Origin of the sequence: Neorhizobium vignae (assembly GCF_000732195.1) — a bacterium.
In the GTDB taxonomy this organism is placed as follows: domain Bacteria; phylum Pseudomonadota; class Alphaproteobacteria; order Rhizobiales; family Rhizobiaceae; genus Neorhizobium; species Neorhizobium vignae.
This window is the reverse complement of record NZ_JNNU01000003.1, coordinates 376,193-391,466: the sequence shown is the minus strand read 5'-3', so window position 1 is coordinate 391,466 and position 15,274 is coordinate 376,193. Positions and strand designations below refer to the sequence as shown.

The 15,274-nt window shown below is 62.0% G+C and carries 10 protein-coding genes; 5 read left to right on the top strand and 5 right to left on the bottom strand.

Features of this window, described 5'->3' with window-relative positions:
* The first annotated feature begins 11 nt into the window (after positions 1 to 11).
* From GQ59_RS06450 to GQ59_RS06430, 5 genes are all read left to right on the top strand, one after another.
* Positions 12 to 1,019, top strand: coding sequence for an NADPH:quinone reductase (locus GQ59_RS06450; RefSeq protein WP_037078940.1), 1,008 nt, complete (start codon positions 12 to 14; stop codon positions 1,017 to 1,019).
* Positions 1,016 to 2,902, top strand: a complete 1,887-nt coding sequence (locus GQ59_RS06445) for a hydantoinase B/oxoprolinase family protein (protein ID WP_037078939.1) — start codon at positions 1,016 to 1,018, stop codon at positions 2,900 to 2,902. The genes GQ59_RS06450 and GQ59_RS06445 overlap by 4 nt, the downstream gene beginning before the upstream one ends.
* Complete coding sequence (locus GQ59_RS06440; RefSeq protein ID WP_051903828.1) at positions 2,889 to 4,937, top strand: hydantoinase/oxoprolinase family protein; 2,049 nt, start codon at positions 2,889 to 2,891, stop codon at positions 4,935 to 4,937. The genes GQ59_RS06445 and GQ59_RS06440 overlap by 14 nt, the downstream gene beginning before the upstream one ends.
* 1 nt (position 4,938) lies before the next feature.
* A complete protein-coding gene (locus GQ59_RS06435) occupies positions 4,939 to 6,315 on the top strand; it encodes a M20/M25/M40 family metallo-hydrolase (RefSeq protein WP_037078937.1) in 1,377 nt (458 codons plus the stop codon).
* Positions 6,316 to 6,564: 249 nt separating this feature from the next.
* Positions 6,565 to 7,323 carry a GGDEF domain-containing protein gene (locus GQ59_RS06430; protein ID WP_037078935.1) on the top strand — a complete coding sequence of 253 codons (759 nt, stop codon included), beginning with the start codon at positions 6,565 to 6,567 and terminating at the stop codon, positions 7,321 to 7,323.
* 63 nt (positions 7,324 to 7,386) lie between these two features.
* Here the strand turns inward: GQ59_RS06430 and GQ59_RS06425 are convergent, their stop codons facing one another.
* Genes GQ59_RS06425 through GQ59_RS06405 form a run of 5 tightly spaced genes read right to left on the bottom strand, consistent with a single transcriptional unit; the run spans position 7,387 to position 15,150 of the window.
* Positions 7,387 to 8,493, bottom strand: coding sequence for a hypothetical protein (locus tag GQ59_RS06425; RefSeq protein ID WP_051903843.1), 1,107 nt, complete (start codon positions 8,491 to 8,493; stop codon positions 7,387 to 7,389).
* 22 nt (positions 8,494 to 8,515) lie between these two features.
* Positions 8,516 to 9,688, bottom strand: coding sequence for a polysaccharide pyruvyl transferase family protein (locus tag GQ59_RS06420; RefSeq protein ID WP_037078933.1), 1,173 nt, complete (start codon positions 9,686 to 9,688; stop codon positions 8,516 to 8,518).
* Positions 9,689 to 9,740: 52 nt separating this feature from the next.
* The gene (locus tag GQ59_RS06415) at positions 9,741 to 10,919 is read right to left on the bottom strand and encodes a polysaccharide pyruvyl transferase family protein (protein WP_037078931.1); all 1,179 of its coding nucleotides are present in this window, start codon (positions 10,917 to 10,919) and stop codon (positions 9,741 to 9,743) included.
* Positions 10,920 to 10,958: 39 nt separating this feature from the next.
* Positions 10,959 to 13,637 (bottom strand): glycosyltransferase, encoded by a 2,679-nt coding sequence (locus tag GQ59_RS06410; protein ID WP_037078929.1) that lies wholly within the window; start codon positions 13,635 to 13,637, stop codon positions 10,959 to 10,961.
* Positions 13,627 to 15,150: a DUF6212 domain-containing protein gene (locus GQ59_RS06405; RefSeq protein WP_051903827.1), complete on the bottom strand. Its 1,524-nt coding sequence runs from the start codon at positions 15,148 to 15,150 to the stop codon at positions 13,627 to 13,629. Before GQ59_RS06405 ends, GQ59_RS06410 begins: the two co-directional genes overlap by 11 nt.
* Positions 15,151 to 15,274: the final 124 nt, after the last annotated feature.

Sequence of the window (15,274 nt, the reverse complement as noted above, 5' to 3'; positions counted from 1 at the left end):
TGGAGTTATCGATGCTCGCCGCTTCCTACACACGCACCGGTCCCGCCACGGAAGTTCTCTCCGTGGCTGAGATGGCTGCGCCGGTCGCCGGCCCCGGCGAGGTGCTGGTGCGCGTGCACGCGTCCGGCATCAATCCGGCCGATGTGAAACGCCGCGGCGGCTGGCGCGGCATGGGCATGGATCACAAGCTGATCATCCCGCATACGGACGGTGCCGGCGAGATCGCCGATGTCGGCGCGGGCGTCGATCCGGCGCGCATCGGGCAACGGGTCTGGATGTGGAATGCGCAAGGCGGTTACGGCGAGGCAGGCCGCGCCTTCGGAACCGCTGCCGAATTCATCGCCATTGCATCGCCTCAGGCTGTGAAACTTGCCGATGCCTTGAGTTTTGCCGATGGCGCCAATCTCGGCGTGCCGGCGATGACCGCCTATCGCGCGGTTTTCGCCGATGGCCCGGTGACCGGTCAGACGATATTCGTGAACGGCGCGGCCGGCGCAGTTGGCCATTTCGCGGTGCAGATGGCGGTTGCCGGCGGTGCGCGGGTGATCGGCACTGTCAGCACGGCGGAGGCTGCGGCGCATGTGAAGGAAGCCGGTGCCTTCGCAACGATCGACCGCAAGACGGAAGACGTATCGGCCCGTATCCTCCAACTGACCAACGGAGAAGGTGTCGACCGCGTCGTCGAGGTCGATTTCGGGGCGAACCTGGAACTCGACGCGGCCGTGCTGAAACGCAACGGTACCGTCGCCTCCTACTCGTCGAGCAGCAATCCGACGCCTGTGCTCCCCTACTACGCCTTCGCGGCCAAGGGCGCCAACCTGCGCTTCATTCAGGGTTTCCTGATCCCGGAGGATCAGCGGCTGGCGGGCGAAAAGATGATCGCCGAGCTTGCCGATGCCGGCAGGCTCAAGGTCGCCATCGGCGCGACATTCCCGCTCCACGATATCGCCAAGGCCCATGAGCGCGTAGAGCGCGGAAGTCTCGGCAACGTCGTCGTTCTGATCGGAGGTGCCCAATGAGCACCCGATCGATCCATTCCACAGCATCCAACGAGGATTCCGAGATGTACAATCCCAAGGAAAGCGAAGGCACGCCCACGAAGGCGGTAAAACCGGAAGGATCCGTCTGCGATCCCGTTTCGCTCGAAATCATCCGCGGCGCGATCGCCGCCGCCCAGTCGGAAATGGAAGCGCTTCTCGAGCGCACCGCCATCTCCGCCTTCATCCGCGAGAAGAAAGACTTTTATACCGCATTGTTCGATAGCGAAGGCGTGATGGCGGTCGGTTCCATGGTGCCGGTCTTCGGCGACATGACCGGCCCGGTCTTCGACAAGTTCCCGGCCGACACGATGAAGCCCGGCGATCTCTATTGGTACAATGACTGCTACGGCTCGCGCGGCGCGGTTTCGCATTCCAACGACCAGGTCCTGCTGGCGCCGGTGTTCAAAGACGGCAAGCGTTGCGCCTTCGTGATGAGCTGGGCGCATTTCGCCGATATCGGCGGCATGCGGCCGGGATCGATCAGTCCGGACGCGACCGATATCTACCAGGAAGGCATCATCATTCCGGTCACCAAGCTGATGGACCAGGGCGCCACCAACGAGGCGACGCTTGATATCTTCCACCGCAATTCCCGCTTTCCCGAACAGAGCATCGGCGACATGCGCGCGCTGATGGCGAGCGTCGATGTGGGCGTGAAGCGCATCGGCGAAATCCTCGACCGCTTCGGCTCCGACGTTGTTGAAGATGCGCTGGCGCAGCTGCTGACCCGCACCCGCAAGCTGGTGCGCTCCAGGCTCGCGGAGACCTTCGACTACGGCACGCACAAATTCACCGATGCGATCGACAGCGACGGCCATGGCAACGGCCCGTTCAAGATGCGCCTCTCGCTGACGCGCGAAAAGCTAGCGAATGGCGAGGACAAGTTCACCTTCGATGCGACCGAATCCGACGATCAGGCGCCCGGTCCGATCAATTTCCTGATGAACCGCGGCGTGCCGGGCATGGCGCTCGGTCTCTTCTATCTCGGCGGCGATCCGGGCCAGGTCTGCAATGCCGGCGGCCCGCAGGCGCTTGACGCCGTGAACCTGCGCCAGGGCTCCTTCCTGCAGCCGAACTTCCCCGCGGCACTCGGCATGCGCGGCCTGACCATGATGCGCGTGCTGTCGGCTCTGAACGGCCTCGTCAACACGGCGGGCGGCAAGGCGCCGGCCTCCAACTCGGCCTATGTCATCACCATCATGCGCGGCAACTACAAGGATGACGCAGGCGACCTGAAGCGCTTCCTGCTCGCCGACGGCATCGGCGTCGGTTACGGCGCACGGCCGGATTCGGACGGTATCGACGCGGTCTATTTCGTGGCGCAGGAGAACTATCCGGTCGAGTTCCTCGAGGTCGGTTATCCGGTGCGCCTGCGCACCTATGGCATCGTCAGGGATTCCGGCGGGGCCGGCAAATTCCGCGGCGGCTGCGGCATCATCCGCGAATACGAAATCCTCGCGGAAGACATGATGCTTGCGGTGCGCATCGACAGCGTCAAGAACCCGCCCTGGGGCATCAATGGCGGCATGGGCGGCGGCACCGGCCGCGTCACCATCAATCCGGGGCGGCCCGACCAGCGCATCGTGCCGCCGCTTTCGGACGGCAACAAGCTCGTCAAGGGTGACGTGCTGCGCATGGAGACCGGAGGGGGCGGGGGCTACGGCCATCCGTTCGACCGCGATCTCGATGCCGTCCTCGAAGACGTGCTCGGCGGCTTCGTCAGCCCCGAATCCGCAGAGCGCCTCTATGGTGTCGTCGTGAAGGGCACCAAGGTTGACCAGGCGGCTACGGCCGCACTTCGCGCCAACCGCCCCTCTACCCGTGCATTCCATCGTCAGGAGTATGTCGATGTCCTCGCCTGAGACCTTTATCGGTACGTCCCTTTCCGTCGCAGTCGATATCGGCGGCACCTTCACCGACGTCGCGCTTCTCGACCGTGCCACCGGCAAGGTCTGGCGTGCCAAGACGCCGAGCGTGCCCTCCGATCCTTCGGAAGCCTTCCTCAACGGCATTCGCCTGGCGCTCACCGACGCCGGCCGCGAGGCGTCCTCGCTGGGGCAGGTGCTGCACGGTACGACGGTCGCGACCAACATGATCCTCGAAGACAAGGGCGCCCGCACGGCGCTGGTCACCACCAAGGGTTTCCGCCATGTGCTCGCTATCGGCCGCCAGGACATTCCCCGCAAGGCGAACCTCTATACCTGGGTGAAGCCGGCGCGACCTGTACCCGCCTCGCGCATCGTCGAGATCGACGAACGCATCGCCGCCGGCGGCGCGGTTCTCGATGCGCTGGACGAGGATAGCGTGCGGCATGCCGCCGAAGCGATCCGCGGCATGGATGTGGAGGCAGTTGCCGTCTGTCTGCTGCATGCCTTTGCCAATCCGGTGCACGAGAAGCGCGCTGCCGAAATCCTCCGCGAGGAACTGCCGCATCTCGCTGTTACCACCTCGACCGACGTTCTGCCTGTGGTGCGCGAATTCGAACGGACGCTGACGACCGTGCTCAATGCCACCGTCATGCCGGGCGTTACAACCTATGTGGGACGCCTCGAAAAGCGGCTGGAGGACGAGAAGGTGGCGGCCCCGCTGCTGTTGATGCAGTCGAACGGCGGCGTCGCCGGTGCTGCCACCATCCGCCAGGCGCCGGCGCTGACGGCGCTGTCCGGTCCGGCGGCCGGCGTGGTCGGTGCGCGTTCGGTTGCCGCCGCCTGCGGCATCAAGGATATCATCACCGTCGATATCGGCGGCACCAGCGCAGACATCTGCCTGATCAAGGACGGCAAGATCGGCCTCACCCAGCACGGGAAGGTGGGCGAATGGCCGCTGCCGCTGCCGATGGTCGACATGGTGACGATCGGCGCCGGTGGCGGTTCGATCGCCAAGGTGGCGGATGGCACGCTGACCGTCGGCCCGCAGAGCGCCGGCGCCCGTCCGGGCCCCGCAGCCTATGGCCATGGTGGCGAGAACCCGACGGTGACCGACGCGCATGTCGTGCTCGGCCATCTGCCGGCCCGCCTGCTCGGGGGCCGCATGGCGCTCGACGCCGATGCCGCCCGCAAGGCGGTCGACGGCAAGGTGGCGACGCCGCTCGGCCTTTCGACGGCAACGGCCGCGCGCGGTATCCTGGCGATCGTCGACAACCACATGGTCGGCGCCGTGCGCGTCGTCTCGGTCGAGCGTGGCCATGATCCGCGCGACTTCACGCTGGTGCCCTTCGGTGGTGCCGGTCCGCTGCATGGCTGCGCGCTTGCCGAACTGCTCGGCATTTCCCGCATCATGATCGCGCCGGCTCCGGGCATCCTTTGCGCCGACGGTCTGCTGGCCGCCGACCTCAAGGCCGAGTTCAGCCGCACGCTGCCGAAGGCCGGCGCCATTGATGTAGCCACCGCCAACGGCATCGTCGGCGAACTCAAGGCGCAGGCATCCGCCTGGTTCGACATGGAGAACGTGGCCGAAAAGGACCGCCGCATCGCGACCGTCGCGCTGTTGCGCTATCACGGCCAGGGCGGCGAGCTTGCCGTGACCTGGGGCGAGACCCGCGAGGCTGTGGAAGCCGCCTTCGCCGCCGAGCACAAGGCGCTCTACGGTTTTGCGCTGGAAGCCGCCATCGAACTGGTGACCCTGCGCGTCGAAGCCGCCGGCATGACGATCGAACCGCCGCCGGCTGTTCTGGAGAAGGGCTTCGATGTCACCCCGTTCGACCATGTGCCGGTGCATTTCGAAAGCGGCGTGGCGAGCGTTCCGGTCGTCGATCGTTCGACGCTCGGTGCCGGCGCCACGTTCCAGGGGCCGATGATCCTTACCCAGCTCGACACGACGACATTGGTCTCGCCCGGCTGGACCGGCACGGTACACGGCTCCGGTGCCGTTCTTCTCACCCGCAAGCAGGATGCATGACATGACGGAAGCCCAGACCGATCTCGACCGCGTCTTCGCACATATCGAGGAAAACCGCGAAAGCTTCATCGAACGGGTGATGGATTATGTCCGCCATCCCTCGATCAGCGCGCAGAACCAGGGCATCGCGGAAGTGGCGGCTATCCTTGTCGACATGCTGAACGGCATGGGCATGGAGGCGATCACCATCCCGACCAAGAACCACCCGATGGTTCTCGGTCGCATGGAAAAGCAGCCCGGCAGGCCGACTGTGCTTCTCTACGGCCATTACGACGTACAGCCCCCGGAGCCTTACGAACTCTGGGATAGCCCGCCGTTCGAGCCGACGATCCGCAACGGCCGCATCTATGCGCGCGGCATCGGCGACAACAAGGGCCAGCATTTCGCCCAGTTGATGGCGCTGGAATCGCATTTGAAGGTGACCGGGGAACTGCCCTGCAACGTCATCTTCCTCCTGGAAGGCGAGGAGGAAATCGGCAGCCCGCATATCGCCGAATTCGTCGCCGAACATGCCGACAAGCTGAATGCCGCCGATCTGGTCGTCACCTCCGACGGCCCGCTGCATGAAAGCGACACGCCGATCATCACGTTTGGCGTACGCGGCGTCGCGTCCTTCGAACTGCGCGCCAAGACCGCCAACCGCGATGCGCATTCCGGCAATTTCGGCGGCGTGATGCCGAACGCGATCTGGAAGCTGGTGCATCTGCTCGCCACGATGAAGAACGACAAGGGCGAGATCACCATCGACGGCCTGCACGACGTCGTCGTCCCGCCGACCAATATGGAGCGTGAGGCAGTCAGCAAGCTGCCGCTCGATCTCGATGCGATCAAGGCCGACCTCGGCATCAAGGAACTCGACGCGCCGGTCGACCGCGGCTATTTCGACCGGCTGATGTTCCACCCGACACTGACGATCAACGGCCTGCATGGCGGTTATGGCGGCCCGGGCCAGAAAACGGTCCTGCCCTGCGAGGCATTTGCCAAGTGCGATATCCGCCTCGTGGAAAGCCTGACGCCGGATTACGTGTTCGAGAGAGTGCGGGCACACGTCGCGGCCCACGCGCCGGACGTGGAGTTTGTCCCACTCAACGCCATGCTGCCGTCGAAGACGCCGATGGACAGCCCATTCGCACCGGTCATCCAGGACGCGATCTTCACCGCCCGTGGTGTCGAGCCGCTGCTCTACCCAACCGTTGGTGGATCACTCCCGGATTACGTGTTCACGAAGATCCTGAAGAAACCTGCGTTCGTCGTGCCTTACGCCAATGCGGATGAGGCGAACCATGCGCCGAACGAGAACCTCAAGCTGGATCTGTTCATTGCAGGCATCAAGACGGGGGCGGCGCTCCTGACGAAGCTGGGTGAGATGAAGCGGTAATGCGAAGGGTCTCTCTGCTTTTGTGCCGAGAGAAATCTTGCCACGCGCTGAAGCAGAACGGCAGCATTTGCGGCATCCGTCATGTTCTGCGTCGATGGGGTTGGCGATAGACCTGACAAGGCTGTGATCTGGTTGATCCTGACGATCAAATTCTTCGTGCCTGTCGTTAAAATACCAAAGGGTTTATTCACGTGGTATTTTCACGGAATATCTCAAAGATAGAGGCCACCGCAAAAGCTCTCTCAACCGATGACCCTGCATTTTCGTTTTCGCCGGGCGGTAGTCGTACCGCATATCAAGATGGCCATACTTCGCGCCCTCGCCACTGCGATTGGAGCGATCGCGATTGCTTGGCTACTAAGCCTGCTTGTTCCCCAACGTCCGTTCTGGGTGGAATTGACAGTGGTGGCGTTGATAGCGCTCGCTGTTACATTTCCGCTTCATTTGGCGCTTTGTCTGCGGAACGAAGCGCTGCGTGATATCCAAGAAGAGCTTCGGCACGCGCTCAGTCGCATTCCCGTCACAGGCACAATGCGCGCCGGCGAATTTGCGAATTCGGTCGAACATGCGATAGAACGCAGGCGCACAAGCAGCACGGAAAGCTCCGATGGCGTCTTGCTCGTTCTCAAGATCGATGATTTCGATGCGATCGATCGTCGATACGGTCCACAATGGGCTGATACGCTGCTTCAATCGATGGTCCGGATCGTCTATTCTTCCGTGCGCCATAGTGACCTTGTCGCCCGTCTTGCCTTAGACGAACTTGGCATCTATCTGCCCGGCACGACAATGGAAAATGCCGGCACCATCTGCGAGCGCATCCGCATGCAGGTAAAGGAGACCACATTCACAGCCGGGCAGGAGCACCAGATATTGGTGACGGTGCGGCTTGGCGGTACCAGGGTCGAGCACCAGGCCGACTTTCAGGCGCTGCGCGAGGCTGCCAATCGCGCTGCCATCGCGGAGGAGGAAGCTGGCTCGCCCATATTCCGGGAGCGGTTCTCTTGAACGGGAAACTCTAGCGTCTGCCGCGCATTTTCGGTCTTTGCGACCCTGAGATCGTGGCTTTTCCTAGTTCGCGTCAACCTTTCCCGTTTTCGTAGCTGCGACGCCGGCCGGGCTTAAGGCGCCGCAACGCCAGACGCTATAGACCGCCTGGGTGTCCCAGTCATAATAGAAGGCCGCTCTCAGTCTTCCTTCATCCATCAGCTTTTCGAAGCTGCGGCGCACGGCACGAACCGCCACTTCCCGCTCGCGATCGTCGACCGGGCACGAAAGTGCGGTGTTGGCAATGCCCCATTCGGTCACCCAGCACGGCTTGCCCTCCCCTTCGGGCCGGCAAAAGCCGAGAAGCGTCGTTACATAACTCGCAAGTCCCGCGTCATCCTTGCGCCCCGGATAGAGATGAATTCCATAGCCATCGACCAGCGCATCGATACCCCGCTCTCGCAGGAGTGAAATGAATTCGCCGGGGTCGAGCCGTTCCATGCCCCGGCTGTCGGCCTCCCTTGTGCCGACATCGGACAGACCGGCCGAAATCAAAAGCGCATCGCGGCTATGAACCGTCGCCCGCAACTCCTCCCGCGTGATACGGACGGCACCGACATAGGCGTCCAGCCCCCGCCCGAAGGCCGAGCGGTCTGCGAGTTCCGAAACGTTGCGCGGTGTCGGTCGTCCGGGCTTTTCATAGACGACGAGGTCACCGTTATAGGCGCTATAATTTATCTCGTTTCCTGGCTCGACGGCGTCGATGCGGATGCCCATGCCGTCGATGCGGCGAAGGGCCGAGCGCAAGTGCGACCGGTAAAGACCGAGATCGAGATCCGAAAGCCGCTGAACATCCCAGATACGGCCGAAACCGGTGCGGGGACGCGCCCCCGGGGGATAATAATCCTTGTTGCCGAGCTGGATCTCGAGAAGAACCTTCAGTCCAAGCCGGTCTGCGATTTCGAGCGCGTCGATGCTCCTGTCCACCGGCATCGACAGCGAAAGCCGGACATGGGTGATGCCGCTCGCTGCGATTTCCTTCAGTATGCGTTCCTGGTCGGTACGCGAAAGCCAGGCGAGGTTTACCCGGTTGACGCCGATGCGATCGGTAGGCACATCGCCCGCGCCCGCCGGCGGTACCGGAGCAAACGCCCAGAACACCGCCAGCGCAAAGGCGAGGATCGCCTGCATCCGCACCGCCACATTCATCCGCTCAAAGTCCGATCTGCCCCAGCGCACTGCGGAAATTCGCCTCGCAAGCGGAATAACGGTCGATCACGGCCTGCGTGTCAATCTTGCCGAGGAAGTTGGCGAGATAGGCGCGCTTGTCCGTCTCTCTGTTCCAGGTGGAAGCCTCGATATAAGGGAAGCCGATGAATTCCAGCATCTCCCGCATCCGGTCGTCGACGGCGATCATCAGGGCGGGCGTGCCGGCCTGCATGCCGATGATGCATCCATGGAAGCGGCGGCCGAAGCAGAGATCGCGCTCGGACATCGCACCGCGCCACTGGTTCGTATCGAAGTAGACCAGCAACTCGTATTTCCGCTGCCATTTCTCCGAATGCTTGTATTCCGTGCCCCCGGTGATGCGCGCACTCGACCGGTCATAGGCGATGTCATTGTCATCGCCGGTCAGGGAAAGGTTATAGGCAACAAGTTCGTCTTGGACGACATAGCTTGCGACACTGTCGGGCTTGAGCAGTGCGTGGGCGTCGACGATCGTATCGGCAACGCTCCCAAGATAGCCGCCGAAAGCGATCTTCTGGGCTTCCGCCAGCGCCGGGTTGGCGAGCGCGGTTAGCGAACGTTTCATATCGTTCGGCGAGAAATAGAGCGACGGGCAGCCGGTCGGCTTGACGAACTTCATCCCCTGCTCCCTCAGGAATTCGGCGGTGAAGTAACCGCGCGTGAGGAAGAAACTTTCCTTGTTCCGCAACACTTCCAGGAACTTGAGCGTACCGGCCGGCAGTTGATCCTTGAGGCCCTCCTTGCGCTGGATGCCGATGCCCATCACGACGACCGGCATCTTCAGCTTCGCGAAGATTTCCGCCTCGAGATCGGCGGAATAGCCCGGGCGCAGCAGATTGGCGGAGGCGAAGACGCACAGATCGAACTCGCGGTTCACCTGTTCGAAAACCTCGTTCGAGTCCCGATTGTTGGCCAGATGCCAGAACGGCAGATAGGTGACGTTATGACCGCGCAGGCTCTCGGCCGCTCCCTCGCCGATCAGGTAGTTGCCGGTATTGGCGATCTTCCTGACCTGCGAGATCAGATCCTTTTTTTTCCTCGTCTCGTCGAAATAGGGCCGATGGATAACGGTCGTGCCGGAGACGTCCGCAATCGTTCGCTGCAGATAGGAGGGAATGCCCGTAAGCAAGATACGCATGACTGTCCTCTAAACCGAAGGGTGAAGGCCCGCGGGGCCCTGGATAGGCCCGCTAAAGACCGATGCCGATTTCGCGAAGCGTGGTGCGGAAGGCGCTCTCGCGATCGGAATACCGATCGACGAGTTCGCTCGTGTTGATCTGCGCCAGATGGTCGGCCACGAACTCGGCACGGTTTTCCGCCTTGTCGACCTCGGTGATATCGACGGCCGGCAGGCCGGTGAAACCGAGCATCTCGCGCATGCGGTCGTCCACCGCCACCATCAGGCTCGGCACTGCCGCCTGCATGGCGATGATCGAACCGTGGAAACGCCGGCCGAAATTGAAATCCATCGAGGAGGCCCAGCCGCGCCACTGGTTGTTGTCGAAGAAGGTGCGAACCTCGAACCGCTGTTTCTCCCGTTCAGTGCCGGGATAGGTCAGATCGCCGATCATCCGGCCCGACGCGGAATCATAGACACGTCCCTCGTCATTGGGCTCCACCTTCATATCGAAGTGAAGGAACTCGTCCTGCACAACGTATGGCGGTACGCTATCCTGCGGGGCGAGCGCGTTCGCGTCCAGGATCGCATCCTGATTGCCGCCGAGATAGCCGGAAAAAATGGTCTTCGCCTTGCCGATCTTAACGCTCGACAGCTTCCTCATCGACCGGCGCATGTTGTCCGGCATGAAATAGACGGAAGGGCAGCCGGTCGGGCGCACGAAGGAGAAACCCTGATCCTTCAGGAAGCCCGCGGACTCGTAGCCGCGTGTCAGGAAATAGTGTTCCCGCTCCTTCAGGACGGCCAGAAGCCGCTTCGTTCCTTCCGGAAGATTGTTCTCCAGGTCCTTGCGGTTCTGCAATCCGATGCCCAGCATGACGATTGGCATGTTAAGCCGGCTGAGGACATCCGCCTCGGCATCCGCCGAAAGCCCCTTGCGCAACAGGTTCGCGCAGGTGAAGACGCAGATATCGAAATTGGCGTTGAATTCATCGAACCCGCTGCCGTTCTTGCTCAAATTGTAGAGATGCCAGAAGGGAACCTGCTTGGCATGCGGCGCAAGCGCCCGCAGGGCACCCTCGCCGATGAGGTAGTTCCCCGTATTGCTGATGTTGCTCAGCTCTTGCAGGAACTCCTCTTTCGTTTCCGGCTGCTTCTGCCGCTCCGAATAGGAGACAGACGAACCATGGGCGCCATTGGCAAGGCGCGTGTAGTGACCAGGAATACCCGTCACGAGAATTCGCGGACGCATTCGACTAGACCTTTCTGTTTCAAAGAAGCGGCTCGGCGATCAGCCAGCTGCCGCGACCACGGGGTTTGCCGCCGCCTGCTCGCGAAAGATCGCGGCACGGGACAGTGACGAATTTTTCACGGACCGATCGCTCCACGAGATGAAATCGGAGAAGGAGGAAGTCCATGACCGGTGCGCGGCGGTTCTGATGCAGCCCTCCATGAGCGGCGCAAGTCTTCCGCGATTGCGCGCAACCTCTTCAATAATTCGGGCCATCTCCCTTACCATCTGAGGATCGGAAGCCGCGTCGATGAGTATGCCGTCCTCGCCGTCGCAAATGAGCTCGTCCACCGCGCCAACCGCGGTCGCGATGGGCACGCAGCCGAGTTGCTGTGCCTCGGCGATCATCAGCGGCGCGCCCTCCCAGCGTGACGGCATGAGGAGAACATCGGCCCAGCCCAGCGCCTTGATCAGATCCTTGCTCGCGAAGACCGGCGGGCGCACGTCGACGCCGAGGTCCTTCAGCCGTTCACTCCAGGAGACCGTGGAATCGGCGAGAATTTCCCCTCCGATGGCCCGGCCGTCAAAGGCGACGTTGGAGGCCCGCAATTCCGTGAGCACTGCCGCCAGCCTGTCGATACCCTTCTGTTGGTCAAACCGGCCCATGTAAAGAATCCGCAAGCGATCATCCTTGCGCTCAATCCGCCTGACGGCCAGAACCTCCGCCAAGACCTTGGGCGGCACCGAGAAGCTTGCGCCGTTCGCTACGGCGAAGACCTTTTCGTGCGGGACACCGTAACTGTGCAGATAGATCTTGAGCTGTTCGGAGCAGGTCAGGAAGGCATCGTAGCAATGCTCGTGGGCAATCGCCGCGAAGGGCTGACCGGCGGGCCTCTTGAAGGCCGTGTTGTCGACGACATGCAGATAACAGGCCGTGCGCGTGCCTTCGGAGCGCAGTCGCGCGATAAGGGGATGGACGGCCATCACGTGGTTGTTGATGACCAGGTCGAAGCCGGAAAGCTGCCCTTTGAGCGCCTGCCAGTCGACCGAATGCTCCTCGGCGATGAAGTCCTGCCCCAGGAAGGAACCGGATCCTCCCCAGGCCGGAATTCCCGTCTCCCAGAAATGGATGTAGTCGAAGCTGGAATCGAATTCGTCGATCACGTCCATCCTCGACGTGCCGAGCACGAAGAGGTGGGTTTCATAACCGGCCGCCTTCAACTCCCGGGCCGCAGCATAAACGACCTTTTCAGCTCCGCCGAACGAGGCGTTTGGCACCAGCAGCGCCACGGTCCGCTTGCCCTCGTTATGTCCGAGCGGCAGGACCGGCGATCCTCCGATCTCCTTGCGTAGCGCCTTGTGGAGATCGGTATAGGGCACGAGCCGTGCGGGGCGCCAGGTCCACCGCCTGCCCGCCGTCTCGCGGAGGGGGCTCGAGGCAATCGCGTTGAGGCAATTGATCATCACCTGCTGAGGCGTGATGAGAGAGCGGCGCGGGAGGCTTCTTGGAAAAGGGAACCGCACTTTCAGAACGGCCGATGTCGGCCATACCTGCTGGCTTGCGATCGAGGCGAACCAGTCCACGGCATTGTTCTGGACCACGTCCTGGGCGATCCGAGTCGACAGGAAAACAAGATCGGCCGGGCCGATTTTTTGTGCGCCCGGCCCATGGATGACCGGCTCGATCTTGCGCTGGGCGGCATCGTTGGCGAGCTGGACGAAGACGACGTTGCTCACCTCGCTCAGGCGCTCGAGATGAGCAAGCACGTTCGGCAGCATGCGCGAGCGCCGCAGAAGGTCGAGTGCCGCGCCGCTTCCGGCGACCAGGAATGGCGGAAAATGTTCATTGTCCGGCTCGCCGATATTGCCCCAGAAGGCCGGGATGATGTCGTCGAGGCGAAGCATCGTCGGTGGCTTGGTGGGATCGGTGAAGAAGGAGATCGCCGTATCCTCCGTCCGCGCAAACAGGTAGCGCGGGCAATCCTCATGCTCGAAATCCACCAGCATCGGGCGCTGGAACAACGGCATGTGACGCTTGCGCAGGAAGCTGACCGACGTGGCGCGGTCGCGGTTCGCCTCCTTGAAGCGGCTTTCCGCCCTCAGCCTGTATTCGAAGACGGTGTCGTGGCAGGGGGTGCCGACGAAACCGTGCTCGATGCAGGACAGCCAGAATTCCCAATCCTCGAAACCGTTCTGCCGGTCGTCATTGAAGCGGACGCCGTCCTTGAAAACCTCGATCGAGATCATCGATCCCGTATCACAGATATTGTCGGTGATGCAGTGCACCAGCCGCGAATAGCGATTGCCGTAATGGGCGCGCCAACTGACCGAAAATGTGTCGATATTCGTGTAAACCCACCCGCAGCCACTGGACACGAGCTGCTGGTAAAGCGTCTTGATCGTGCCGGGAAGGATGCGGTTGTCGGCATCGAGGAAATAGACCGCCTTCGCCTCCGGGAAATGCTCGATGACGAAATCGATGGCGCGATTGCGTGCGCCGCCCGGGCCGGCGTTCCGGCCGAATATGACATGGACGCAAGGATGGGCCGCGGCGTAGAGCAGCAGCTGATCGAACGTCTCATGCCGCGGATCGCCGTCGACAGAGACGACGATGACAATACGGCAGTTGCCGGGATTCGAGGCAAGCACCGATTCGATCGCCTCGAGGGCAAGCGCCGCGTGACCATAGAGAGGCATGGCCACGGCGATCAGATCCGCTGGCTCCCTGTTACCGGACATCGGCGGCCTCCCTAAATTGCTTGACCATCCTGAAGCCGGACACTTTAAGCCAGGAGAAATCGACCGAATCCGTCACTGCGCGGCTGAGGATCATCAGATCCATCGGGCCGCGTACCGGCTCGTCCAGCTGAATGTTGATGTTGACGACCTCGCTGGAGCTGACCTCCCGCCATCCGCTGAAGAATGCCGACGGTCTGGCTGTGCCCTTTCGCGCGATCTCGGCCACTTCGGAACGCGCATTCGAATTTGCCGGCGCAAGCAGGAAGCTGACCGCCGCGGGCTTGCCTTCGGGATGATCGATAAAGGCGCTCACCGAAAAGGATATCGTTCCGGGCTCGATGGCGCCGCTGACCGCTCCGGCCGATATGCCGCTCGGCAACGGATGGCAGACGATGGCATGCTCATGCTCAAGGAAGCGCACAGTCTGGAATTCCGGGACGATGGGCGTGACCGAAACGTCGGCGATCTGACTCAGCGTCGCAACCGCCAGGCGGTAGTCGACAGTGTACTGGCCTTCGAGCAGGCTGCTCGGCGCTATCATGTTGGGTGTTCTGGTGGGCTTGACCCCGGGCAATCCCGTGAACACCTTGAACGCCAGCGGGCGCAGGTCGAGATCCGGATGGGGAAGCTCCGAGCGTGCGGAATAACGCTCGCCGGCGATCGGATAGCCGAGCGAAAGGCCGACTGTTTCCGGCCCGGTCGCGGAGATCCGCAGCCGCAACGTACGCGCAGCTCCTCCACAGGCGCGGGGCAGCGAGAAGAAATTCCAGTTCGGCACGAGCTGCGCATAGGGGACCGTCCATTCGGCCACCCCTTCGCCGCTCTCGAGATAGCTCAATGCCACGACAAGCTCTCCGCTGATCCTGGGCACCGAGTGGAAGTGGAGGGCAAACCCCGCCACGCCAAGGCTGGATACAGGCAGAAGCTGTTCGATGAAGGCAGCGGCAAGCAACGGCCCGATCCCCTCGTCCTTCGGATCGGCATAGGGATCGTGGGAGAAAATCTCCGAAACCGGCTCCCAGTTTCGCGCCTGAAACGCATCCTCGAGCGCTCGGTAGTTTTCCAGCAGCGTTTCTCGTTCCCTTCGCAGGATCGCAAGTTCCGAGGTGATCGAGGCGCTGTATCGCGCAAGCCGGCCGACACTGCCTTCGGTCAGAGCCTGCAGAAGCGGGAGGCTTTCCGGCCTGTTTGCGGGATCAAGCCGCCGGATGGGAACGGCCGGAACCGTCCCCAATGATCCAAGCAGCGCCAAACCCGCCTGCAGATCCACCTCGCCCTCGTCCGAATAGGCGACGGCGACCAATGGAAAAGCATTCTGCAATGTCACTGGAGGAAGACCATCGGCATCGAGGAAAACGACCTGATGTTCGATATCGCTTCCTTCGAAGCAGGAGCGATCCCGGGCCGATGCCGCGATCAGCTTTCTCGTCACCAGTTGTTTTCCAATGCCGGAAGACGTCAAATTTAGCACGCACCGCCCCTGAAGAATTACCCTGCAACAAAGAACAAACATTCCGGATAACCGAAACTTTTCAAGGTCATCCTTCGTCTTCTATGAGAAGCCTAACAACTAACATTGCAGTGCACAATAACAAAATTCAACCGATATAAAAAAATATATTCCAAATATACTTTAA